The sequence below is a fragment of the Streptomyces griseoruber genome, from assembly GCF_001514205.1.
In the GTDB taxonomy this organism is placed as follows: Bacteria; Actinomycetota; Actinomycetes; order Streptomycetales; family Streptomycetaceae; genus Streptomyces; species Streptomyces griseoruber.
Map to the genome: position 1 here is coordinate 445,667 of NZ_KQ948764.1, position 19,661 is coordinate 465,327.

At 72.1% G+C, this 19,661-nt stretch carries 18 protein-coding genes; 4 read left to right on the top strand and 14 right to left on the bottom strand.

The genetic code is table 11. The features are described 5' to 3' along the window. Positions 1 to 164: 164 nt before the first annotated feature. The 6 genes from AQJ64_RS06385 to AQJ64_RS06410 all read right to left on the bottom strand — a co-directional run bounded on the left by AQJ64_RS06385 (position 165) and on the right by AQJ64_RS06410 (position 5,232). Positions 165 to 911, bottom strand: a complete 747-nt coding sequence (locus AQJ64_RS06385) for an endonuclease/exonuclease/phosphatase family protein (RefSeq protein WP_055631460.1) — start codon at positions 909 to 911, stop codon at positions 165 to 167. Between the two features lie 148 nt (positions 912 to 1,059). Beyond that, the gene (locus AQJ64_RS06390) at positions 1,060 to 2,013 is read right to left on the bottom strand and encodes an ROK family glucokinase (RefSeq protein WP_055631459.1); all 954 of its coding nucleotides are present in this window, start codon (positions 2,011 to 2,013) and stop codon (positions 1,060 to 1,062) included. Between the two features lie 118 nt (positions 2,014 to 2,131). Next, the gene (locus AQJ64_RS06395; RefSeq protein ID WP_055631458.1) at positions 2,132 to 2,632 is read right to left on the bottom strand and encodes a DUF5304 family protein; all 501 of its coding nucleotides are present in this window, start codon (positions 2,630 to 2,632) and stop codon (positions 2,132 to 2,134) included. 90 nt (positions 2,633 to 2,722) lie between these two features. Beyond that, the gene (locus tag AQJ64_RS06400; protein WP_055631457.1) at positions 2,723 to 3,889 is read right to left on the bottom strand and encodes an ArsA family ATPase; all 1,167 of its coding nucleotides are present in this window, start codon (positions 3,887 to 3,889) and stop codon (positions 2,723 to 2,725) included. A gap of 33 nt (positions 3,890 to 3,922) precedes the next feature. Beyond that, positions 3,923 to 4,363 (bottom strand): SRPBCC family protein, encoded by a 441-nt coding sequence (locus tag AQJ64_RS06405; protein ID WP_055631456.1) that lies wholly within the window; start codon positions 4,361 to 4,363, stop codon positions 3,923 to 3,925. A gap of 113 nt (positions 4,364 to 4,476) precedes the next feature. Then, complete coding sequence (locus AQJ64_RS06410; protein ID WP_055631455.1) at positions 4,477 to 5,232, bottom strand: metallophosphoesterase family protein; 756 nt, start codon at positions 5,230 to 5,232, stop codon at positions 4,477 to 4,479. A gap of 336 nt (positions 5,233 to 5,568) precedes the next feature. Between AQJ64_RS06410 and AQJ64_RS06415 the strand changes: the two genes are divergently transcribed. Then, positions 5,569 to 7,365 (top strand): AMP-dependent synthetase/ligase, encoded by a 1,797-nt coding sequence (locus tag AQJ64_RS06415; RefSeq protein WP_055631454.1) that lies wholly within the window; start codon positions 5,569 to 5,571, stop codon positions 7,363 to 7,365. A gap of 17 nt (positions 7,366 to 7,382) precedes the next feature. Here AQJ64_RS06415 and AQJ64_RS06420 read toward each other — a convergent pair whose 3' ends face one another. Further along, positions 7,383 to 9,014, bottom strand: a complete 1,632-nt coding sequence (locus tag AQJ64_RS06420) for a GMC oxidoreductase (protein ID WP_478078892.1) — start codon at positions 9,012 to 9,014, stop codon at positions 7,383 to 7,385. A gap of 53 nt (positions 9,015 to 9,067) precedes the next feature. After that, positions 9,068 to 10,210: a glycosyltransferase family 4 protein gene (locus AQJ64_RS06425; RefSeq protein ID WP_055631452.1), complete on the bottom strand. Its 1,143-nt coding sequence runs from the start codon at positions 10,208 to 10,210 to the stop codon at positions 9,068 to 9,070. A 150-nt stretch (positions 10,211 to 10,360) separates the two neighbouring features. Between AQJ64_RS06425 and AQJ64_RS06430 the strand changes: the two genes are divergently transcribed. Beyond that, positions 10,361 to 11,620, top strand: coding sequence for a glycosyltransferase family 87 protein (locus AQJ64_RS06430; RefSeq protein ID WP_055631451.1), 1,260 nt, complete (start codon positions 10,361 to 10,363; stop codon positions 11,618 to 11,620). A gap of 37 nt (positions 11,621 to 11,657) precedes the next feature. Here AQJ64_RS06430 and AQJ64_RS06435 read toward each other — a convergent pair whose 3' ends face one another. From AQJ64_RS06435 to AQJ64_RS06455, 5 genes are all read right to left on the bottom strand, one after another. Beyond that, positions 11,658 to 12,866 (bottom strand): hypothetical protein, encoded by a 1,209-nt coding sequence (locus AQJ64_RS06435; RefSeq protein ID WP_055631450.1) that lies wholly within the window; start codon positions 12,864 to 12,866, stop codon positions 11,658 to 11,660. 39 nt (positions 12,867 to 12,905) lie between these two features. Next, a complete protein-coding gene (locus tag AQJ64_RS06440) occupies positions 12,906 to 13,928 on the bottom strand; it encodes a C40 family peptidase (RefSeq protein WP_055631449.1) in 1,023 nt (340 codons plus the stop codon). Positions 13,929 to 14,157: 229 nt separating this feature from the next. After that, positions 14,158 to 15,198, bottom strand: a complete 1,041-nt coding sequence (locus AQJ64_RS06445) for a C40 family peptidase (protein ID WP_055631448.1) — start codon at positions 15,196 to 15,198, stop codon at positions 14,158 to 14,160. Between the two features lie 212 nt (positions 15,199 to 15,410). After that, on the bottom strand, positions 15,411 to 16,754 hold the full coding sequence (locus tag AQJ64_RS06450) for an NYN domain-containing protein (protein ID WP_055631447.1): 1,344 nt from the start codon (positions 16,752 to 16,754) through the stop codon (positions 15,411 to 15,413). Positions 16,755 to 16,791: 37 nt separating this feature from the next. Continuing rightward, positions 16,792 to 17,031, bottom strand: coding sequence for a hypothetical protein (locus AQJ64_RS06455; protein ID WP_055541554.1), 240 nt, complete (start codon positions 17,029 to 17,031; stop codon positions 16,792 to 16,794). Positions 17,032 to 17,194: 163 nt separating this feature from the next. Here AQJ64_RS06455 and AQJ64_RS06460 point away from each other — a divergent pair, with 163 nt between their 5' ends. Together AQJ64_RS06460 and AQJ64_RS06465 are read left to right on the top strand one after the other, a co-directional pair. Continuing rightward, a complete protein-coding gene (locus tag AQJ64_RS06460) occupies positions 17,195 to 17,929 on the top strand; it encodes a rhomboid family intramembrane serine protease (RefSeq protein WP_055631461.1) in 735 nt (244 codons plus the stop codon). Next, positions 17,926 to 18,207, top strand: a complete 282-nt coding sequence (locus tag AQJ64_RS06465; protein ID WP_055631446.1) for an Lrp/AsnC family transcriptional regulator — start codon at positions 17,926 to 17,928, stop codon at positions 18,205 to 18,207. The genes AQJ64_RS06460 and AQJ64_RS06465 overlap by 4 nt, the downstream gene beginning before the upstream one ends. Positions 18,208 to 18,240: 33 nt before the next feature. Here AQJ64_RS06465 and AQJ64_RS06470 read toward each other — a convergent pair whose 3' ends face one another. Further along, positions 18,241 to 19,602: an aminotransferase class V-fold PLP-dependent enzyme gene (locus tag AQJ64_RS06470; protein ID WP_055631445.1), complete on the bottom strand. Its 1,362-nt coding sequence runs from the start codon at positions 19,600 to 19,602 to the stop codon at positions 18,241 to 18,243. Positions 19,603 to 19,661: the final 59 nt, after the last annotated feature.

Here is a 19,661-nt window from a genome sequence, read left to right on the forward strand (position 1 = left end):
TAGTGCCGCGGCAGGCAACGTTCGCCCCGTCGCGACGCCCGGCACGCACTCTCGCCGCACCGGCCGAAAGCCCAAGTACGTCCAGTACGAGGACTTCCGGCCGACACGCCGAGAGCACGCACCGGACGCCGCTCCTTGACGGGCAAACGTTGCCTGCCGCGGCACTAGTTCGCGGGGATTCTGAGGGCGGCCAGGACCGGGAGATGGTCCGTGGCCGCCCTCAGGTCGTTCTCGGTGACGCCGGGGAGGCCGAGGGGGACACCGCAGCCGAGGACCTCCACGGCCTTCGTCACGAAGATGCCGTCGATCCGGCGGTCGGGGGCGGTGGCGGGGAAGGTGTGCTCGGTGCCCCAGGGCGCGGCGGTGCGGCAGTCGCTCAGGGCGTCGGCGAGGCGGGTGAAGGCGGGGCCGCCGGGACGCTCGTTGATGTCGCCGCCGGCGATCGCATGGTCCACGCCCATTCCCGCGAGACGGTCGAGGAGCAGGCCCGCCTGGTCGTGGCGCTCGTCCTGGTGCAGGCTCAGATGGCAGCTGATCACGCCGAGGCGGGCGCCGGCGATCCGGACCACGGCGGTCGCGAGGCCGCGGCGGTGCCGGCCGGGGGTGAGGGGGAGAAGGACGTCCTCGGTGCGTTCCGCGAGGACGCGGAGAGAGCAGAGCATCGCCGGGCCTGCCGCCGTGCCGCCGCCCGTGAGGATCACCAGATCGGTGGCGGCGGCGAGGCGGGCGAGTTTCTTGCGCCAGCGGAAGAAGAGGGGAGCCTCCTGGAGGAGGACCAGATCGGGGGCGCAGGCGGTGATGACCCGGGCGAGGGCGCCGGTGTCGTCGCGCATCGAGCGGATGTTGTAGCTCAGGACCCGGATGACGACCGAACCGTCGGGCTCGGTGCGGGAGTTGGGGAGCTGCGGCATGTGGATCAATTTACGCCCATTGGCCCGGGACGCGAGGTTGTGCGCGACCGCCGGATCGTCGTGGCTTGTCGCGCCCACGCGGCGGAGCCGCATGTTTATACAGCCCCGCGCCCCTGGGTGGGCACGGTCAGCGCCCCCGAAAGGTCCCCTACATGATCGGGTCCGGCTCTCTCGCCAGGTCCGCCGCGCCGACCAGGCCCGCCTTGTTGCCCAGCTGGGCGGCGATCACATCGGCGACCGGGCGCCAGTTGCCGCCCACCAGCCAGCGCTTGTACGACTTGCGGATCGGGTCGAGGACCAGTTCGCCCTCGTCGGAGAGGCCGCCGCCGACGATGAAGGCGGAGGGGTCGAAGAGGGAGGCGAGGTCGGCGAGACCGGCGCCGGCCCAGCGGGCCAGTTCGCGGTAGGAGTCGACGGCGACCGGGTCGCCCTGGCGGGCGGCCATGGAGATGTGCTTGCCCTCGATGCCCTCGGGGGAGCCGTCGCCGAGGGCGAGCAGGATCTCGGCGTTCTCCGGGGTGGCGTTGGCGCGCTGCTTGGCGTACCGCACGAGGGCGCGGCCGGAGGCGTACTGCTCCCAGCAGCCCTGCGAGCCGCAGCCGCACAGCAGGCCGTCCGGGACCATCCGGATGTGGCCGAACTCGGCGGCGACGCCGAAGTGGCCGCGGCGCAGCTTGTTGCCGATGATGATGCCGCCGCCGAGGCCGGTGCCGAGCGTGATGCAGATGACGTTGCGGTGGCCCTTGCCCGCGCCGAACTTGTACTCGCCCCAGGCGGCCGCGTTGGCGTCGTTCTCGACGACGACCGGGAGACCCACGCGGGCCTCGACGTCGTCCTTGAGCGGTTCCTGGCGCCAGTCGATGTTGGGCGCGAAGTAGACGGTGGAACGCTGCCGGTTGACGTAACCGGCGGCCCCGATGCCCACACCGACGATCTCGTGGCCCGCGCGGGCGCCCTCCACGGCCGAGGCGATGGCGTCCACGATGGCCTCGGGCGTGGTGGGGGTCGGCACCTTGAAGGTCGAGAGGATGTTGCCTTCCTCGTCGACCACGCCGGCCGCGATCTTCGTGCCGCCGATGTCGACGCCGATGGTGAGTCCCATGAATCCCTCAGTTTCGGTCGAGCCCCGCTACGGCCAACGGTACCCGAGCCGCTGTTCCCGGATTCCCGTCGTCCGCCGGGCGGACAGGCGCCCGGGGCGTCCGTGAGGGTCCGCGCGGTCAGTCGAGGTCGATGCGCTGTCCCGGGCCGGTGCCCTCGCCCTCGTCGCGGGGGTCGTCGCGCGGGTCGTCCTCCAGGTCGCGGTCGGGGCTCGTCCAGCGCTGTTCCTGGTGCTGGACGGCCGAGCGGTAGGCGGCGAGGAGTTCGCCGCCGGCCGCCGCGAGGTGGTCGAAGACATCGGGGTTGCGCTCGATGACGGGTTCGACGGCGGCCTTGGCCTGCTGGACGACCTGGCGGACCACCTGCTGGGCGGCGCCGCCCGCGACCGCGCCGAGCAGCGGGGACTGGATGCCGGAAAGTCTGTCGGCGACGGTCTCGACGAGCTTGCGCAGTTCCTCCGCGGCCGAGCCCTCCGGCCGGCCCTGCCCGGCCCGGCGGCGGGCCTTCTCACGGGCCAGATCCTCGGCACAGGCGGTGGCCCAGGCGTCTGCGTCGGTCGCGCGGGGCTCCTCGGCGGCCTCGTCCCGGGCGGCGTCGGGCGTGGGGCGCTCTTCGCTCATGACGGACTCCTGATGACTTCTGCTGTCCTGAGGGGACGATGCCGATGACGGATCGTCCCCCTCGACGTTACCCGAACGGGGGTATGCCGTTCACCGTCCCTGCGGCCACAGGCCGGGATCCGGCGCGAACCGGATGCGCAGCTCGCCGTCGCGCAGGGCGGCGCCGTCCACGGTGCAGCGGCGCAGGGCCGAGGGCAGCGGGACGATCCGGCGGAAGGGTCCGGCGGCGAGGACGAGTTCGTCGCCGCGGCGGATGAGGTCCAGCTCGTCGCGCAGGGCGCCGGGCAGCGGGATGTGCCAGACGAGGACGCCGTCCTCGGCGAGGCGGTCGGCGACGGCCCACTCGACCGGGGAGGCGGCCGTGTTGACGGGGGGCACGGCGAGCGCCGTGAGGTCGTCGGCGCCGCGCGGGTCGTGGCCCAGGTGGGCGACGGTCCGCGCCGTGCCCTCCCACTCCCCGAGGGCCTTGCGCTGCTGGCCGACGAGCCGGCCGAGCCAGCCGCCGTCGGCCGCGGCCTCCGGCAGGACCCGGTTGGCGACGAGCGACTCGACGGGCAGGGCGCGCAGGGCGAGGCCGAGGCGGGCGTCCCGGACGGCGTCGGCCCCGGCCGGGCCGGGTTCGGCGACGAGTCGTACGGCGGTGCGGCGGTCGGCGAGGACCGCCTCCACGGCGGCCAGCTCCATGTCCCAGCGGCCGGTGGTCTCGTACAGCCACTCGGCGGGCATCGGCACCCCGGCGAGCCGCCCGAGGACGGGCCGCAGCGCACGGGCGGCCTGGCGCTCCGGCGGCAGCAGCCGGCGCAGATAGCGGCGCAGTTCCTCGGGGAGCGCGAGCAGCGCGAGGGCCTGGGCGGTGGGCGGCAGGTCGACGACGAGCAGATCGTGCGCCTCGGCGAGCGCGGCGTCCCGCAGGGCCCGCAGCAGCGTCAGCTCCTCGGCCCCGGGAAGCGGAGTGACCTCCTCGGTGTCGAGCCGGGCCGCGCCGAGCAGATCGAGGACGGTGGAGGCACGGTCCTGGAAACCGGCGAGGTCGTCGCGGAAGCCGGTGGTGGCGTCGGGCCGCCAGGCGGTGAGGTGCGACAGGACCCGCACCGGCTCGCCCCCGGTGGCGACGCCGAGGGCAGCACCGAGGCTGTCGCCCCGGTCGGCGCTGAGAACGAGGGTCCGGATGCCCGCGCGGGCGGCGTCCAGCGCGGTGGCGGCCGCGACGGTCGTACGCCCGCTGCCGCCGGGCCCGATGATCAAGATGGTGCGCATGAGGAGGAACGCTAACCGAGACGCACCCACAGCCTACTTACCGGACTCGACCCGCTTCTTCAGACCGGCCAGCGCCCGGTCGATGATGACCTTCTCGGCCTTGCGCTTGATCATCCCCAGCATCGGGATCTTGACGTCGACGGTCAGCTGGTACGTGACCTCGGTGGCGCCCGCCCCCGCCGGCTTGAGGAGGTACGACCCGTCGAGCTGCCGGAGCATCTGGGACTTCACCAGCGTCCAGGACACCTCGTGCTCGCCGGTCCAGGTGTACCCCAGCACCTGGTCGTCCTTGATCGCGCCGGCGTCCATGACGAGCCGCACCTGCTCGGCGCGCCCCTGGCCGTCCTCCTTGAGGACCTCCGCCTGCTTCACCTCGCCGGTCCAGTCCGGGTAACGGGCGAAGTCCGCGATCACGGCCATGACGTCGGCCGGTGCCGCCTCGATCGTGATGCTCGAACTGGTGTGTTCCGCCATCGCCGTGACTCCTCCGGATACGGGCCCGTAAAGGTACGTGTGTGCAGCGTGAAGGCTACCGCGCGCCCGACCTGCCGCCTTCACCCCACCTCGTGATCAGGTCACCGTCCCCGTCACCACTCCAGTGCCCAGGGCTTACCGGTGCCCGCGAAGTGTCCGACGTTGACGCATTCGGTGGCGCCGATCCGCATCCGGCGGGCCAGCGGCTGGTGGACGTGTCCGAAGAGGGAGTACCGGGGGCGGGTCCGGCGGATCGCGTCCAGCAGGGCGCGGCTGCCGCGTTCGAAGCGGCGCGCGACGGTGTCGTAGACGAGTTCGGGCACCTCCGGCGGGATGTGGGTGCAGAGCACGTCGACCTCGCCGACGGCCTCGATCTTCGCGGCGTACTCCTCGTCGCTGATCTCGTACGGCGTGCGCATGGCCGTCCTCAGCCCGCCGCCGACGAAGCCGAAGACGCGGCCGCCGATCTCCACCCGTTCGCCGTCCAGGACGGTGGTGCCGGGGCCGGCGAACTCGTGCCAGAGCTGGGGCATGTCGACATTGCCGTAGGTGGCGTACGTCGGGGTCGGGAAGGCCGGGAACATCTCGGCGTACTGCTTGCGCACGGCCTTCTCGATGACGGCGGCCCGGTCGCCGTCGACGCCGCCCCACAGCCGGTGGCCGAGTTCGCGGGCCTCCTCGAAGCGGCGGGCGGTGCGCAGCTCGACGAGCCGGTCGGCGTTCTCGACGCCGAAGAGGTCGGGGAAGATCCCGCGGGAGTGGTCGGCGTAGTCGAGGAAGAGGACGAGGTCGCCCAGACAGATCAGCGCGTCCGCGCCCTCTCCGGCCCGGGCCAGGTCACGGGCGTTGCCGTGCACGTCACTGACCACGTGGATGCGTGTCCTGCGATTACCGGCGGGTGTGGAGGCCATGACGATCAAGAGTAGGCGTGTGCGGCATAAGTGAACAGTGGCGACGGAAATAGCGGTTACTGGCCAGTCAGTAAAGGGGTGGACTACTGTGCGCGAGGAAACACCAATCTGTGTGACGCAGCGAACATCTCGTCGGACCCCCCTGTCGAAGAGGCCATACCGGCGGGTAACGTCCGGGCAGTCCAGTCGTGCTCAGGATTTCAACGATCGATGTCCGAGCACCGCCCGAGCCGTGGACCGCACCGTCGCATCACACAACGTCGTGGCGCCGGCGCCCTATGAGGAGCAGCAGTCTTGCGCGAGTTCAGCCTTCCGGCTTTGTACGAGGTCCCCGCGGACGGCAATCTGACCGACATCGTCCGCAGAAACGCCGCGCAGCACCCCGATGTCGCCGTCATCGCCCGCAAGGTGGGCGGCGCCTGGCAGGACGTGACCGCGACGGCCTTCCTGGCCGAGGTGAACGCCGCCGCCAAGGGCCTCATCGCCTCCGGTGTGCAGCCGGGCGACCGGGTCGCCCTGATGTCGCGCACCCGCTACGAGTGGACGCTGCTGGACTTCGCGATCTGGTGCGCGGGCGCGGTCACCGTGCCGGTGTACGAGACCAGCTCGCCGGAGCAGGTGCAGTGGATCCTCTCCGACTCGGGCGCCACCGCGATGATCGTCGAGCTGGACGCGCACACGGCCGCCGTGGAGTCGGTGCGGGACACGCTGCCCGCGCTGAAGCACGTCTGGCAGATCGAGGGCGGGGGTGTCGAGGAGCTCGGGCGGCTCGGCCAGGGCGTCTCCGACGACACCGTCGAGGAACGCGGCTCGCTCGCCAAGGCGGACGACCCGGCGACCATCGTCTACACCTCGGGCACGACCGGCCGGCCCAAGGGCTGTGTGCTCACCCACCGCAGCTTCTTCGCCGAGTGCGGGAACGTCGTGGAGCGGCTGCGGCCGCTGTTCCGCACGGGCGAGTGCAGTGTGCTGCTCTTCCTGCCGCTCGCGCACGTGTTCGGCCGGCTGGTGCAGATCGCCCCGATGATGGCGCCGATCAAGCTGGGCACGGTCCCGGACATCAAGAACCTCACCGACGAGCTGGCCGCCTTCCGGCCGACGCTGATCCTCGGTGTGCCGCGCGTCTTCGAGAAGGTCTACAACTCGGCCCGGGCCAAGGCGCAGGCGGACGGCAAGGGCGCGATCTTCGACAAGGCGGCGGACACCGCGATCGCCTACAGCCGGGCGCTGGACCTGCCCTCGGGGCCGTCGCTCGGTCTGAAGATCAAGCACAAGGTGTTCGACCGGCTGGTCTACAGCAAGCTGCGGGCGGTGCTCGGCGGGCGGGGCGAGTACGCGATCTCCGGCGGCGCACCGCTCGGTGAGCGGCTCGGTCACTTCTTCCGCGGCATCGGCTTCACGGTCCTGGAGGGCTACGGTCTGACGGAGTCCTGTGCGGCGACCGCGTTCAACCCCTGGGACCGGCAGAAGATCGGCACGGTCGGGCAGCCGCTGCCGGGCTCGGTGGTGCGGATCGCCGACGACGGCGAGGTGCTGCTGCACGGCGAGCACCTGTTCAAGGAGTACTGGAACAACCCCGCGGCGACCGCGGAGGCGCTGGCGGACGGCTGGTTCCACACCGGTGACGTGGGCACCCTCGACGAGGACGGCTACCTCAGGATCACCGGCCGCAAGAAGGAGATCATCGTCACCGCGGGCGGCAAGAACGTCGCCCCGGCCGTGATCGAGGACCGGATCCGGGCGCACGCGCTGGTCGCGGAGTGCATGGTGGTGGGCGACGGGCGGCCGTTCGTGGGCGCGCTGGTCACCATCGACGAGGAGTTCCTGGGCCGCTGGGCCGCCGAGCACGGCAAGCCCGCGGGGTCCACCGCGGCGTCGCTGCACCAGGACGCGGACCTGCTGGCCGCGATCCAGTCGGCGGTCGACGACGGCAACGCCGCGGTGTCGAAGGCGGAATCGGTGCGGAAGTTCCGCATTCTCTCCTCCCAGTTCACGGAGGACTCGGGCCATCTGACGCCGTCGCTGAAGCTCAAGCGCAACGTCGTGGCGAAGGACTTCGCGGCGGAGATCGAAGCGATCTACGCCAAGTAGTCACGCGCGCGGCACGATCATGGCGCGGTGTCCTCGGCGAGGACCCGCGCCATCGTGCGTTCGGCGAGCGCGGTGATCGTGACGAACGGGTTGACGCCGATGTTTCCCGGTACCAGCGAGCCGTCGGTGACGTAGAGCCTGGAATACCCCTTCACACGTCCGTAATTGTCGGTGGACCTGCCCAGCACACAGCCGCCGAGCGGGTGGTAGGTGAAGTCGTCGGCGAAGATCTTGCTGGACGAGCCGAAGAGGTCGTACCGGTAGATCGTCGCGTTGGCGGAGTTGATCCGGTCGAAGAGTTTCTTCGCCATGCTCACGGAGACCGCGCTCTGGGCGGCGCTCCAGTTCAGCTTGAGCGCGCCGTTGGTCCAGGAGAAGGCGGCCCGCTCGGGGTTCTTGGTGATCGCCAGATAGAGGCTGACCCAGTGCTCCAGACCGGTCGGCAGCGGGGCGATCTCGGCGAAGACGGGGTTGTCGGCGTTGGCCCAGTCGTCGATGCCCATGACCGGCATGGTCGACTGGTTGGCGCCGACCGTGTCCCACAGGTGGTTGGCCCGGCCGAGCATCACATTGCCGTTGGTGCCCCAGCCGGTGCCGACGCTGGCGTCCAGCGCCGGGAGCGCGCCGGTCTGCCGTGCCCGGACCAGGAGTTCGCTGGTGCCGAGGCTGCCCGCGCCGAGGAACAGATAGGTGCAGCCGTACTGCTTGGTCTCGACGACGGCGCCGGTGTCGTCGATGCGCTGCGCGGTCAGCAGCCAGGTGCCGTCGCCCGCCCGGCTGATCGCGGTCACCTTCTCCATGGTGTGGAGGGTGACGTTGCCGGTGCCGAGCGCGGACGCCAGATAGGTCTTGTCGAGGCTCTTCTTGCCGTAGTTGTTGCCGTAGATGACCTCCTGTCCGAGGGCGGACTTCGTGGCGGTCCCGGCGGCCTCGCGCTGCATGTAGCCGAAGTCGTAGACGCTGGGCACGAAGGTGGTCTTCAGACCGGTGTTGGCGGCGGCCTTCCGGGAGGTCCGGCTGAACCGGTACCACTCGGTCGACTCGAACCAGGCGGGGTCGACGGTGTTGACGCCGAGCATGGCGCGGGCGCGCGGGTAGTACGTGCCGTACATCTCGGTGACGTCGACGGTCGGGAACTGCTCGGCGAAGTAGGACTGGAGCGGGGTGACCGCCATCGAGCCGTTGACCAGGGAGCCGCCGCCGACCCCGCGGCCCACGAAGACGGACATGTTGTCGAAGTGCACCCGGTCCAGGACGCCGGGGTAGGGGCTGATGTCCTTGTTGACGACGTCCAGCCAGAGGAAGGTGGCCAGCGGCGCCTCGGTGCGGGTCTTGAACCACATGGAGCGCTGGTCGGGGCTGGCGGTGTTGCAGAAGATCTTGCCGTCGGCGCCGGCGGTGTTCCAGAGCCGGCCCATCTCGAGGACGAGCGTGCGGATGCCGGCCTGGCCGAGGCGCAGGGCGGCGACGGCGGCTCCGTAGCCGGAGCCGATGACGATCGCGGGTGCGGACTCGACCGCGGCGGGCTCGTCCGCACGGGCCGACTGAAGGCCGATGCGGGTGAAACCGAGGGTGGCCGCCGTCTGGAGGGCGGCCATACCAAGGATTTGACGTCTCGTCAGCTGACGCTGCATCAGTTTGGCTGTCATGTGCGCAGCATCAGCGGATTTCCGCCGTCCGGCTAGAGCAAAAGGGGAAAAGTCTAGAGCAAGGTTTTCAGCTTCTCCGCGAGCAGGTCCCAGCGCCACTTCTCCTCCACCCAGCGCCGCCCCCGCTCACCCATGCGGCGGCGCAGCTCGGCGTCCCCGAGGAGGGCGACGACGCGCTCGGCGGTCTCGGCCGGGGAGCCGCCGCGCACGACCCAGCCGGTCTCCCCGTCCAGCACGGCGTCGGGCGCCCCGCCGGAGTCCCCGGCGACGACGGGCAGCCCGGTGGCGGACGCCTCCAGGTAGACGATCCCGAGCCCCTCGACGTCCAGTCCGCCCCGCCGGGTCCGGCAGGGCATCGCGAAGACGTCCCCGGCGCCGTAGTGCGCGGGCAGCTCGCTCCAGGGCACCGGCCCGGTGAACCGCACGGAGGCGGCGACCCCGGTCTCCCGGGCCAGCCGGCGCAGGTCCTTCTCGTACGGCCCGCCGCCGACGATCAGCAGCACGGCGTCCGGCTCGGCGGCCAGGATCCGGGGCAGGGCGAGGATCAGTGTGTCCTGGCCCTTGCGCGGCACCAGCCGCGAGACGCACACGACCACCGGCCGGTCGGTCAGCCCGAGCCGCGCCCGCACCTCCTCGCCGCCCGAGCCCGGGTGGAAGGTCTTCTCGTCGACGCCCGGCGGCAGCTGCACCATCCGCCCGGCCGCCGCGGGGCTCAGCGCGGTCGCTATCCGCGAGCGCGTGTACTCGCCGAGGTAGGTGATCGTGTCGGTGGTCTCCCCGATCCGGCCGAGGAGCTGCCGGGCGGCCGGCAGCTGCGCCCACCCGGCCTCGTGCCCGTGGGTCGTCGCGACGAGCCGCTCGGCGCCGGCCTTCCGCAGCGCGGGCGCCATCAGCCCGAGCGGCGCGGCCGCCCCGAACCACACCGAGGTGCAGCCGTGCTCCCGCAGCAGCCCGACGGCCCGCCGGGTCGCCCCCGGCGTCGGCAGCAGCATCGTCGTGGAGTCCCGTACGACGGTGAAGGGCTGCTCGGCGTCGAAGGCGGCCGTCGCCTCGACCCCCTCCCGGCCCCGCTTCCAGGTGGAGGCGTGGACGACGAGCCGGCCGGGGTCGAGCCGGAGCGCCATGTTGTGCAGGAACGCCTGGATGCCGCCGGGACGGGGGGGAAAGTCGTTCGTCACGATCAGGGTCTTGTGCATCGGGGCCGACCCTATCCAAACCCCGCTCACAGCCGCGCCCGGCCGCGCCTCACAGCCGACGGGGGGATCATGGGCCCACGGGGCGGACAGTGCCGGACAGATCGCTGCAGAGCGCCACAGGGCGCGCACAGGACAACAGGACGGGCACCGGTGGAGATCACGGAAGCGAGACGGCCGCTCACCTGGCTGCTGGCGACCTGGGGCGTGACCCGGCTCGTCCTGCTCCTGTTCGTCTTCAGGGTGTTCCTCTTCCCCGGTCCGGACGTGACGACCGATGTGTCGTCCATCTACCAGGGCTGGTACGAGGTGCTGCGCACCGGGAGCTTCCCGCAGGCGGACGTCACCTGGCAGTACCCGCCCGCCGCCGCCCTCGCGATCCTCTCCCCCGCCCTGCTGCCGTTCCTCGACTACGCGCAGGCGTTCTTCGTCCTGGCCTTCCTGGCCGACCTGGCCGTCCTCGTGCTGCTGCTCAACGCGGGCCTGCGTCCCCGCCGCTCGCCGCGCGGCGCCTGGATGTGGGTGGCGGGCGTCCCGCTGCTCGGCCCGACGGTCTACGCCCGCTACGACGTGATGGTCACCGCGGTCGCCGTGGCGGCCCTGCTCGCGGGCGTCCGGCATCCCCGGGTGATGGGCGCGCTCACCGGGTTCGCCGCGCTGCTGAAGGTGTGGCCGGTGCTGCTGCTGGCGGGCGCGGTACGGCGCCGGGCGTGGGGTGCGGCGGCGGTGACGGGCGCCGCGCTGTCGGCCCTGTTCGCCCTGCTGATGCCGGGCGCCTTCGCCTTCCTCACCTTCCAGCGCGACCGGGGCACCGAGGTGGAGTCGCTGGGCGCCCTCGTCCTCCACGTGGCCCGGCAGTTCGGCTGGCAGGGGCGGGTGCTGCTGAACTACGGCTCGGTGGAGTTCCTCGGCCCGTACGTGTCCGTGGTGAGCGACGGGGCGCTGCTCCTGACGGCGGTCGCGTTCGGCTGGCTGCTGCTGTGGCGGCTGACGGCCCGCCGGATCGCGGCGCACACGCCGGCCGACGCGGCGTTCACGGCCGTCCTGCTCTTCACGGTGACCAGCCGGGTGATCAGCCCGCAGTACCTGGTGTGGCTGGTGGGCCTGGCCGCGGTCTGCCTGTGCTCCCGCGCGACCCGCATGACCGGCCCCGCCGCACTGGTCCTGGCCGCCTCCTCGGTGACCGTGCTGGAGTTCCCGGTGTACTTCGCGGACGTCGTCGACAGCACACCGCTCGGAATGGCCCTGCTCTTCGCGCGCAACGGCCTGCTGCTGACCGCCGCGCTGGCCGCCGCCGTACTGCTGTGGCGCTCGACCGTGCAGGAGCCCGCAGGGGAACGTGTACGCCCCCTGGAGCCCGACGCCGATCAGCCCACCCGCACCGGGGAGACCGCCGCCTCCGCCCCCTCCTGACCCCACACGCCCCGCGACACCAGCCCGACGTGCCGGCTCAGCCGAGCTGAGCGCGCAGATACGCCTGCCAGTCCGCGGTGAACCGCGGCAGGGACACGCCCAGCACGCTCCGCAGGGCCCCCTCGACCGCCCCCGCCCGCTCCTGGTGCGCCCCGACGGCCCGGTAGAACGCGTCCAGCTTCACCTCGCCCCACCGCTCGGCGATCATGCGGCAGGCCAGCCAGCCGCCCTCGTAGGCCCGGGCCAGCCGGTCCGGGTCGCCGGAGAAGCCGAAGTCCGCGTCGGTGGGCAGCACGGCCGGGAGGCGCCCCCCGGTGACCGCGCCCTGGAGCTCGGTCGCCACCTGGCGCGGGGTGCGCCCGGAGTCGCGGTAGCCGACCCAGTCGGCGTATCCCTCGGACAGCCACAGCGGGGTGGCCTCGTCGGTGTGGGCGCGGGTGGCCACATGGGTGGTCTCGTGGGTGAGGACGACCTGCCGGCCGAGCGCGCCGAGCAGGGCGTACGCGTCGGGGTTGACGACCACCCGGTCGGCCGGGAACCGCTTTCTGCCGTCGGCCCCGCCACCGGTCTCGCCGGTCGTCACCGCGGCGATGCCCCGGTAGGAGGAGGCGGGCGAGCCGAGCAGGGCCGCCATGCCGTCCAGCGACTTCGGTACGAGGACGACGACGTGGCCCGCCCAGTCCGTGCCCCAGGCCGCCGACACCGAAGGGACGGCGTCGTCGGCGAGATCGGCGAAGGCCCGCAGCGTCGCCGCGCTCTGCCCGGTGCCCAGCACCAGGCTGTGCTCACCGCGCACCACGGTCACCGCGCCCTGGTCCCAGAGCTGCTCGGCCGCCTTCTTCGCCGGCCGCTCGGAGATCACGCCCCAGCGCCCGCCCGCGTCCCGGGCCAGCCGCAGGGTGCGGGCGACGGTGACCGGGGCGCTGTCGTAGTCCCGGATGCGGTAGCTCAGTTCGGCGCCGGCGGTCAGCGCGTCGCCGTCCCGGCGCACCGAGGTCACCCGGTACGACCAGGCCGCGAGCGGTACGGTCCGCAGCCGGGCGTAGTCCGCGCGGGCGCCGGTGGCGGCGTAGGCGTCGGCGTCGTGGTGCAGGACGGCCGCCGCCCGCCGGTCCAGCACCCGCTGCACCTCGGTCCGGGAGGTGTCGGTGGCGGGCCTGCCGCCGCAGCCGACGAGGAAGAGACCGGCGAGCAGCAGACAGAGACCCGGGACCCCGGATCCGCGCGCCCTCCCACGACCAGCCATCCTCCCGATCGTACGGCCGTCCCCACCGGGGGACCCCGGTCAGGGCCGTGTCACCGAGGACACCGGCATCATCCCGACCGGGTCGTAGCGCACCGGGGCGCCCGGGTACGGGGCGTGGATGACCTGGCCGTTGCCGGCGTACATGCCGACATGGCCGGCGTCGGAGCGGTAGGTGACGATGTCGCCCGGCCGGGCCTGGGCGAGCGGGACGCGGCGGCCGGTGTGCGCCTGGGCCTGCGAGGTGCGCGGCAGGGCCACCCCGGCCTGCGCGTACGACCACTGCATCAGGCCCGAACAGTCGAAGCCGGTGGGCCCGTTGGCGCCCCAGACGTACGGCCTGCCGAGGGCGGAGCGGGCGGCGGCGAGAGCGGCGGCCGCACGGCCCGAGGCGGGGACGGCGCCGGTGAGGCCGGGCAGGTCGGTGCGGCCGGAGCGGGAGGCCCGGTCGTAGGCGGCGCGTTCGGCGGCCGGCAGGGCGTCGAGGAGCTGCCGGGCCCGGGCGAGCTTGCGCTCGACGGTCCGCTTGTGGCCGGCGACGGCCTTGCGGCTCTTCTCCAGCGCGGCGAGCTGCCCGGCCGCCTCGGTGCGCTCCTGGGCGAGTTCGCGCAGCGCGAGCCTGAGCTCCCTGAGTTCGCCCGCCTGGTGGGCGGAGATCCGGTTCAGGACGGACGCCTTGTCGAGGTAGTCCGCCGGGTCGTCGGAGAACAGCAGGGCCAGGGACGGGTCGAGTCCGCCGGAGCGGTACTGGGCGCCGGCCAGCGACCCGAGCTGCTCGCGCAGATCGTTGATGCGCCCCTGCTGGCGGGCGATCCGGTCCTGGGCCTGGCGCAACTGCCGGCGCAGGGTGCCGGCGCGCTCGCCGGCCCGGTTGAAGGCCTCGGTGGCCTGCTCCGCCTCCTCGTAGAGGCGGTCCACCTCGGATCGGGTGTCGTCGTGCGGCGCGGCCGAGGCCGGTACGGCGGTCAGGGCGCCGAGGGCGGCGGCCGCGGCGGACAGCACACCGAGGGCGCTGACGGCGCCCCGGTCGAACCCGGACGGTGCAAGGCGGCGATGGGACCCCACGGGAAGCCGCGCTCCTTCCACTGGCGGACGAAACGCGGCAGACAGTAGCCCCGTGTCAGGGGGGCGGCCAAAGACCTTCGCGGGCACACAACGTGACGCCCCGCCGCTGACGCAGGTCACCGGCGGGGCGGGGGGTCACTTCGGGTTGTCGCAATTCGCCCGTTCGGGCGGTGCCGTGTCCTGATCTTGGAAGGACCGGGACCTCGGACGGCTCAGGATCCCGGACGGCTCAGACGCGGACGCCCCACATGAAGGGGCCGCCGATGGTGCTCATCGACTCGTAGCGGACGACGGTGCCGGTGCGCGGCGCGTGCAGGATCTGGCCGTTGCCCGCGTAGAGGCCCACGTGGTGCAGGTCGTTGAAGAAGAACACCAGGTCGCCGACCTTGAGGTCGCTGGCGGAGTAGATCTTCGTGCCGTAGCTGGACTGCGCCTCGGAGGTGCGCGGGATGGAGACGCCGGCCTGGGCGTAGGCCCAGGAGGTCAGACCCGAGCAGTCGAAGGAGGAGGGGCCGGAGGCGCCGTAGACGTACGGCGAGCCGATCTTGGACTGGGCGGCCGAGAAGGCGGCGGCGGCGCGGCCGGAGGCGGTCCCGGTGTCACCGAGGTCGACGCGCTCGGCGGAGGAGCGGCTGGCGCGGTCGTCCTCGGCGGCGAGCGCGGCCTTCTCCTTGGCGGTGAGGGTGTTGAGCAGCTTCTGCGCCTGGGCGAGCTTGCTCTGGACGGCCTTCTTCTGCTTGGCCAGCTCGGCGCGGGTGGCCGAGAGGTCCTTGAGCTTGTCGGCGGCCTCGGAACGCTCCTGCGCGAGCTCGCGCTGCTTCTCCTGGATCTTCTTCAGCGCCTCGACCTGCTGGGCGCTGAGCTGGTCGGCGGTGGACGCCTTGTCCAGGTAGTCGTCCGGGTTCGACGACAGGAAGAGCTGGAGGGAGGAGTCGATGGTGCCCGTGCGGTACTGGGCGGCGGCCGCCAGGCCTATGGAGTCGCGCAGCTCGTTGAGCTCCTCCTGGCCGCGGGCGACGTTGTCCTGGATGGTGGAGATCTCCTTCTGGAGCTTCTCCTGCTTCTCCTCGGCCCCGTTGAGCTTCTCGGTGGCCTGCTCCGTCTCCTCGTAGAGCTTGTCGACCTTCGTCTTCACCTCGTCCTTGCTGAGCTTCTCGCTGGGGGCCGCGTTGGCGGCCTGGGAGCTCAGCACGACGGCAGCGGCGGCTGCGGTGGTCAGCACGGTCACGCGTGCGCGGCTCGGCTGCTTCGGTCGACGGTGGGACGCCACGGAGACGGGCTCCTTCTTTTGAGTGATCACCCGTGTGGAGGTTCGAGCACCAGACCTTAGTGACCTCGCCGTGATCAGTTCAAATCCCCAGCCACAAAAATCACCTCACGCAACGCAGTTTTTTCACGTAACTCACCTGCTGTGACGCGCGCTTGACCCTACGTTGCGTGACGATCCCGCCAATTCGGTCATTAAACCTGCAACTTCGACCTTCAGGACAGTCGCTTGAGAAGCATCGCGGAAGCCACGGGTCGGGCACCCGCCTTCGCGACCCCGTCGGCGACCTCGCGGTCGGTCGAGGCGACGATGACCGGTCTCCCCGGAGGCTCGGCCCGCACCAGCTGCCGGATGAGTTCGTCGGCGGTGACCCCCGCCTTGGAGAACAGCACCCGCACCCCGCGCGGCGGCGCCAGCAGCACCGGAGCGGCCAGTTCGGCCCCGTCGAAGACACAGGTGACCTCGGCGCCGGTCTGTGCGGCGAGCGCCGAGAGCTGCCCGAGCAGCCGCAGCCGCTGCTTCTCCAACGGCATCTGCGGATAGCCGGTCTTGGTCACGTTGTAGCCGTCGACGACCAGATGCGCCTGAGGAAGTGCCAGCAACTGGTCCAGAATGGCCGGATCGTGCTCCGACAGGGCACGTGCGGCAATGTCCTTCGGGGTCATTCGCCCCGGTTCGACCGCATCGACCGTTTCCGCCGGGCGGACGGACACCGGCGGCAGGGCCAGTTCCCGGCGCAGCCCTTGGGCGGCGTCGAGCACGGTGTCCAGCAGCAGCCGTACCCGCATGTCCTCGACGCTGCGCCCCTCACGGGCCGCCCGCCGGGTGGCCTCCAGGGCCGCCTCGGCCTCCCCCAGGCGCGCCTTGAGCCGCCGGGTCTCGCTCTCGGCGGCGGACACCTGGGCCTGCCCCTCGGCGCGTACGGCCTCGGCCTCGCCCTGCACCTTGCGCAGGGCCGCCTCGCCGCGCTTGACGTCACTGAGGGCCGAACGCAGCTTGCGGTGAAGCGATTCCGCTTCCTTCCTGGCGGTCTCCAGCTCGGTGCGCAGCCGTTCGGTGTCCGTGCGGGTCTGCTCGCGCGCCTGCGCCAGCTCCTCGCGCAGCCGCTCCAGTTCGGCCCGGCTCTCCTCGTCGGCCCGCTCGGCGTCCGCCCGCTGGGCCTCCTCGCCGGCCGCCGTCACCAGCTTCACCCAGCCGGGGGGCCGCAGCACATAGGCCGCGGCCGCCACGTCGAGCGGGTCCGCGGCCGGGGTCGGCGAGCCGGAGTCCAGAGCGCCGGACAGCTCCGGCTGAGCGTCTCTGAACTTCTCGGCGATGCGCTGCCGGAACAGCGGATCCGTCTCCAGCGCGGCCGCCATCGCGTTGCCCGCGAACTTCGCCCGGCGATTCGGTGCGAACCGGGCGTACTGCCGCAACTGTGCCGGTAGTTCGGCGACGGTCAGGCCGCCGAAGCCGTCGGAGACGATCTGCACGACCCGGCGGCGCACGCCGTCGGGCAGCGGACGGTCGAGCATCTCGGCGGCGCCGTCGCCCGGCCCCCCGCCTGCGCTCTCCACCATCCGTCACACCCCAATACCTGTACGGGGCCCGCTCCGCTCAGGAGCCGGCGCCCGGCCGATCCACGAGTTCCACCTGATCCACGGCGTTGCACCAGCGGCACCGCACCGACTCGATGGTCTCACTGACCACCTCGCGCTCCTCCACCTTCGGCTCTCCGGCGAGGTCGAGGTGCACGTACTCGACGACCTTCGACGAGCGCGTCACGTCGAACCTGGTCAGGTTGCCGCAGAGGGTGCAGCGCCACCGCGTGGTCGCGGTAGGCAGGGGAACCGTCATCGTGACTGTCCTTCTAGTGTCGGTCTTCCATCAGGGTCGCGCCGGAGGCTCCCCGCTGTGCATGGCTCGTAACCCTACGGCCTGGCGGGTACTCGCCGCCCATCCGTCCACGGCGGCGAGGCGCACCGGGAGGTTCTGTCCCGTTACGTCATGCTCTGTGTTCATGATCGGCAACTGGAACGGGGCCGTCCGCAAGGCTCTGCGCAGCCCTTCGGCACCGGTGACGTACGGGCTGATCGCCCTGTGCTGTCTGGTCTTCGTGATCGGCCCGGCCTCGGGGCTCGATCCGGCGTACGGCACCGGGGACGGGCTGATGGCCGCCCAGCGGGCCTATTTCCGCCGCTGGGGCGTGGTCCCGGTGGAACTCTTCACGGGCTCCGCGCGCGCGGTCCTGACCCCCGCCACCGCCCTCTTCGTCCACGGGAGCTGGGTGCACCTGCTGGGCAACATGCTCTTCCTGTACGTCTTCGGGGCCATGACCGAGGAGCGGATGGGCCGCGTCGAGTTCACCTTCTTCTACCTGGGCTGCGGCTGCCTCGCCCTGCTCGGGTACGCGGCCGCGCACTCCGGGTCGCCGCAGTCGCTGGTGGGAGCCTCCGGGGCGATCTCGGCGGTCCTCGGCGCGTTCCTGTACCTGTTCCCGCGGGCCCGGGTGACCAGCCTGCTGCCGTTCCTGTTCTTCCTGCCGCTGCGCTTCCCGGCGTGGGTGGTGCTGCCGTTCTGGGCGGCGCTCCAGTGGATCGCGGTGGGGCAGGCGGACCAGGGGCCCGGGGTGGCGTATCTGGCGCACCTGGTGGGCTTCGGGCTGGGCTTCGCCTACGCGTGGGCGCGTTTCGGCCGTACGACTAGAGTGAGGGCCGCCCCAGCTCCGGCCCCCGAGGGAGAGAACCAGCCGTGATCACCGCGATCGTCCTCATCAAGACCAGTGTGGACCGGATCCCCGAGATCGCCGAGCGGATCGCCGCGCTGGACTCCGTGAGCGAGGTGTTCTCCGTGACCGGGACCTACGACCTGATCGCCATGGTCCGGGTGAAGCAGCACGAGGACCTCGCGGAGGCCATCCCGGGCAGCATCAGCAAGATCCCCGGTGTCGAGGCCACGGACACGCACGTGGCGTTCCGTACGTACTCCCAGCACGACCTGGAGGCGGCGTTCGCGATCGGCCTGGACTCCTGACCGGCTGAACACCGCCTCCGGCGGAAGAGCGCGTCACACCGCCGGGACGCAGCGGCCCTCCTCCGTCCGGTACGTCCACTTCGGACCCTCGGTCACCAGTTCGCGTACGGCCGCGACGAAACGGTCCACGTGCTCGTCGGGGGTGCCCGCGCCGAAGCTCACCCGGATGGCGTTGAGGGACTTCTCGCCCGGGGCCGCCTCGGGGGCGCCGCACTCTCCCTGCGTCTGGGGGTCGCTGCCCAGGAGCGTGCGGACCAGGGGGTGGGCGCAGAACAGGCCGTCGCGGACACCGATGCCGTACTCGGCGGACAGGGCCGCGGCGAAGTGGGAGCTGTTCCAGCCCTCGACCACGAAGGAGATCACGCCGACCCGCGGGGCGTCGTCGCCGAACAGGGACAGGATCCTGACCTGCGGAACCTCGGCGAGGCCCGCGCGGACCCGGCTGATCAGGTGCTGCTCACGGGCGACGAGGGCGTCGAAGCCGGCCTCCGTGAGGGCCTTGCAGGCCGAGGCGATGGAGTAGGCGCCGATGACGTTCGGGGAGCCGGCCTCGTGGCGGGCCGCGGTCTCGTGCCACTCCACGTCCACTCCCCCGTCCTCGCGCCGGGTGACCTTGCGGCTGGCGCCGCCGCCCGCGAGGTAGGGGTCGGCCGCCCGGAGCCAGTCGGCGCGGCCGGCCAGCACGCCGGAGCCGAACGGGGCGTACAGCTTGTGGCCGGAGAAGGCCACGTAGTCGACGTCCAGGTCGCGGACGGACACCGGGTGGTGCGGGGCGAGCTGGGCCGCGTCCAGGACGATCCGGGCCCCGTGCGCGTGGGCGGCCGCCGCGAGCTCGCGCACGGGCCACAGCTCGCCGGTGACGTTCGAGGCGCCGGTGACGCAGACCAGGGCCGGGCCGTGCGGGTCACGGGCGGCGAGGGCGCGCTCCAGGGTCTCGACGGCCTGGCGCGGGGTGCGCGGGGCGTCCAGGTAGGTGACCCGGGCGTCCTTCCAGGGCAGCAGGCTGGCGTGGTGCTCGGTCTCGAAGACGAAGACCTGGCAGCCGGCCGGGAGGGCGGCGGCCAGGAGGTTCAGGGAGTCGGTGGTGGAACGGGTGAAGACCAGCTGGTCGTCCTCGCGGCAGTCCAGGAACTCGGTGACCGTGCGGCGGGCGTTCTCGAAGAGGTCCGTGGAGAGCTGGGAGAGGTAGCCGGCGCCGCGGTGGACGCTGCCGTAGTACGGGGCGTAGGCCGCCACGTCGTCCCAGACGCGCTGGAGCGCGGGGGCGCTGGCGGCGTAGTCGAGCGCCGCGTAGGTGACCTCGCCGCCGGTGACGAGCGGGACGGTGACATCCCGGCCCAGAACGGGCAGCGGGGCACAAACGGTCGGGTGGGAGGCAGCGGTGACGACAGACATGGCGAACTCCTGTGAGAGGCAGGCGAATTCACCGCGCCGGACGGTACGTCGACGGCACG

Bases quoted from the DNA above. Each gene is read 5' to 3' on its own strand.
- AQJ64_RS06385 (WP_055631460.1), bottom strand. From the start codon at position 911: ATGCCGCAGCTCCCCAACTCCCGCACCGAGCCCGACGGTTCGGTCGTC.
- AQJ64_RS06390 (WP_055631459.1), bottom strand. From the start codon at position 2,013: ATGGGACTCACCATCGGCGTCGACATCGGCGGCACGAAGATCGCGGCC.
- AQJ64_RS06395 (WP_055631458.1), bottom strand. From the start codon at position 2,632: ATGAGCGAAGAGCGCCCCACGCCCGACGCCGCCCGGGACGAGGCCGCC.
- AQJ64_RS06400 (WP_055631457.1), bottom strand. From the start codon at position 3,889: ATGCGCACCATCTTGATCATCGGGCCCGGCGGCAGCGGGCGTACGACC.
- AQJ64_RS06405 (WP_055631456.1), bottom strand. From the start codon at position 4,363: ATGGCGGAACACACCAGTTCGAGCATCACGATCGAGGCGGCACCGGCC.
- AQJ64_RS06420 (WP_478078892.1), bottom strand. From the start codon at position 9,014: ATGACAGCCAAACTGATGCAGCGTCAGCTGACGAGACGTCAAATCCTT.
- AQJ64_RS06425 (WP_055631452.1), bottom strand. From the start codon at position 10,210: ATGCACAAGACCCTGATCGTGACGAACGACTTTCCCCCCCGTCCCGGC.
- AQJ64_RS06435 (WP_055631450.1), bottom strand. From the start codon at position 12,866: ATGGCTGGTCGTGGGAGGGCGCGCGGATCCGGGGTCCCGGGTCTCTGT.
- AQJ64_RS06450 (WP_055631447.1), bottom strand. From the start codon at position 16,754: ATGGTGGAGAGCGCAGGCGGGGGGCCGGGCGACGGCGCCGCCGAGATG.
- AQJ64_RS06455 (WP_055541554.1), bottom strand. From the start codon at position 17,031: ATGACGGTTCCCCTGCCTACCGCGACCACGCGGTGGCGCTGCACCCTC.
- AQJ64_RS06460 (WP_055631461.1), top strand. From the start codon at position 17,195: ATGATCGGCAACTGGAACGGGGCCGTCCGCAAGGCTCTGCGCAGCCCT.
- AQJ64_RS06470 (WP_055631445.1), bottom strand. From the start codon at position 19,602: ATGTCTGTCGTCACCGCTGCCTCCCACCCGACCGTTTGTGCCCCGCTG.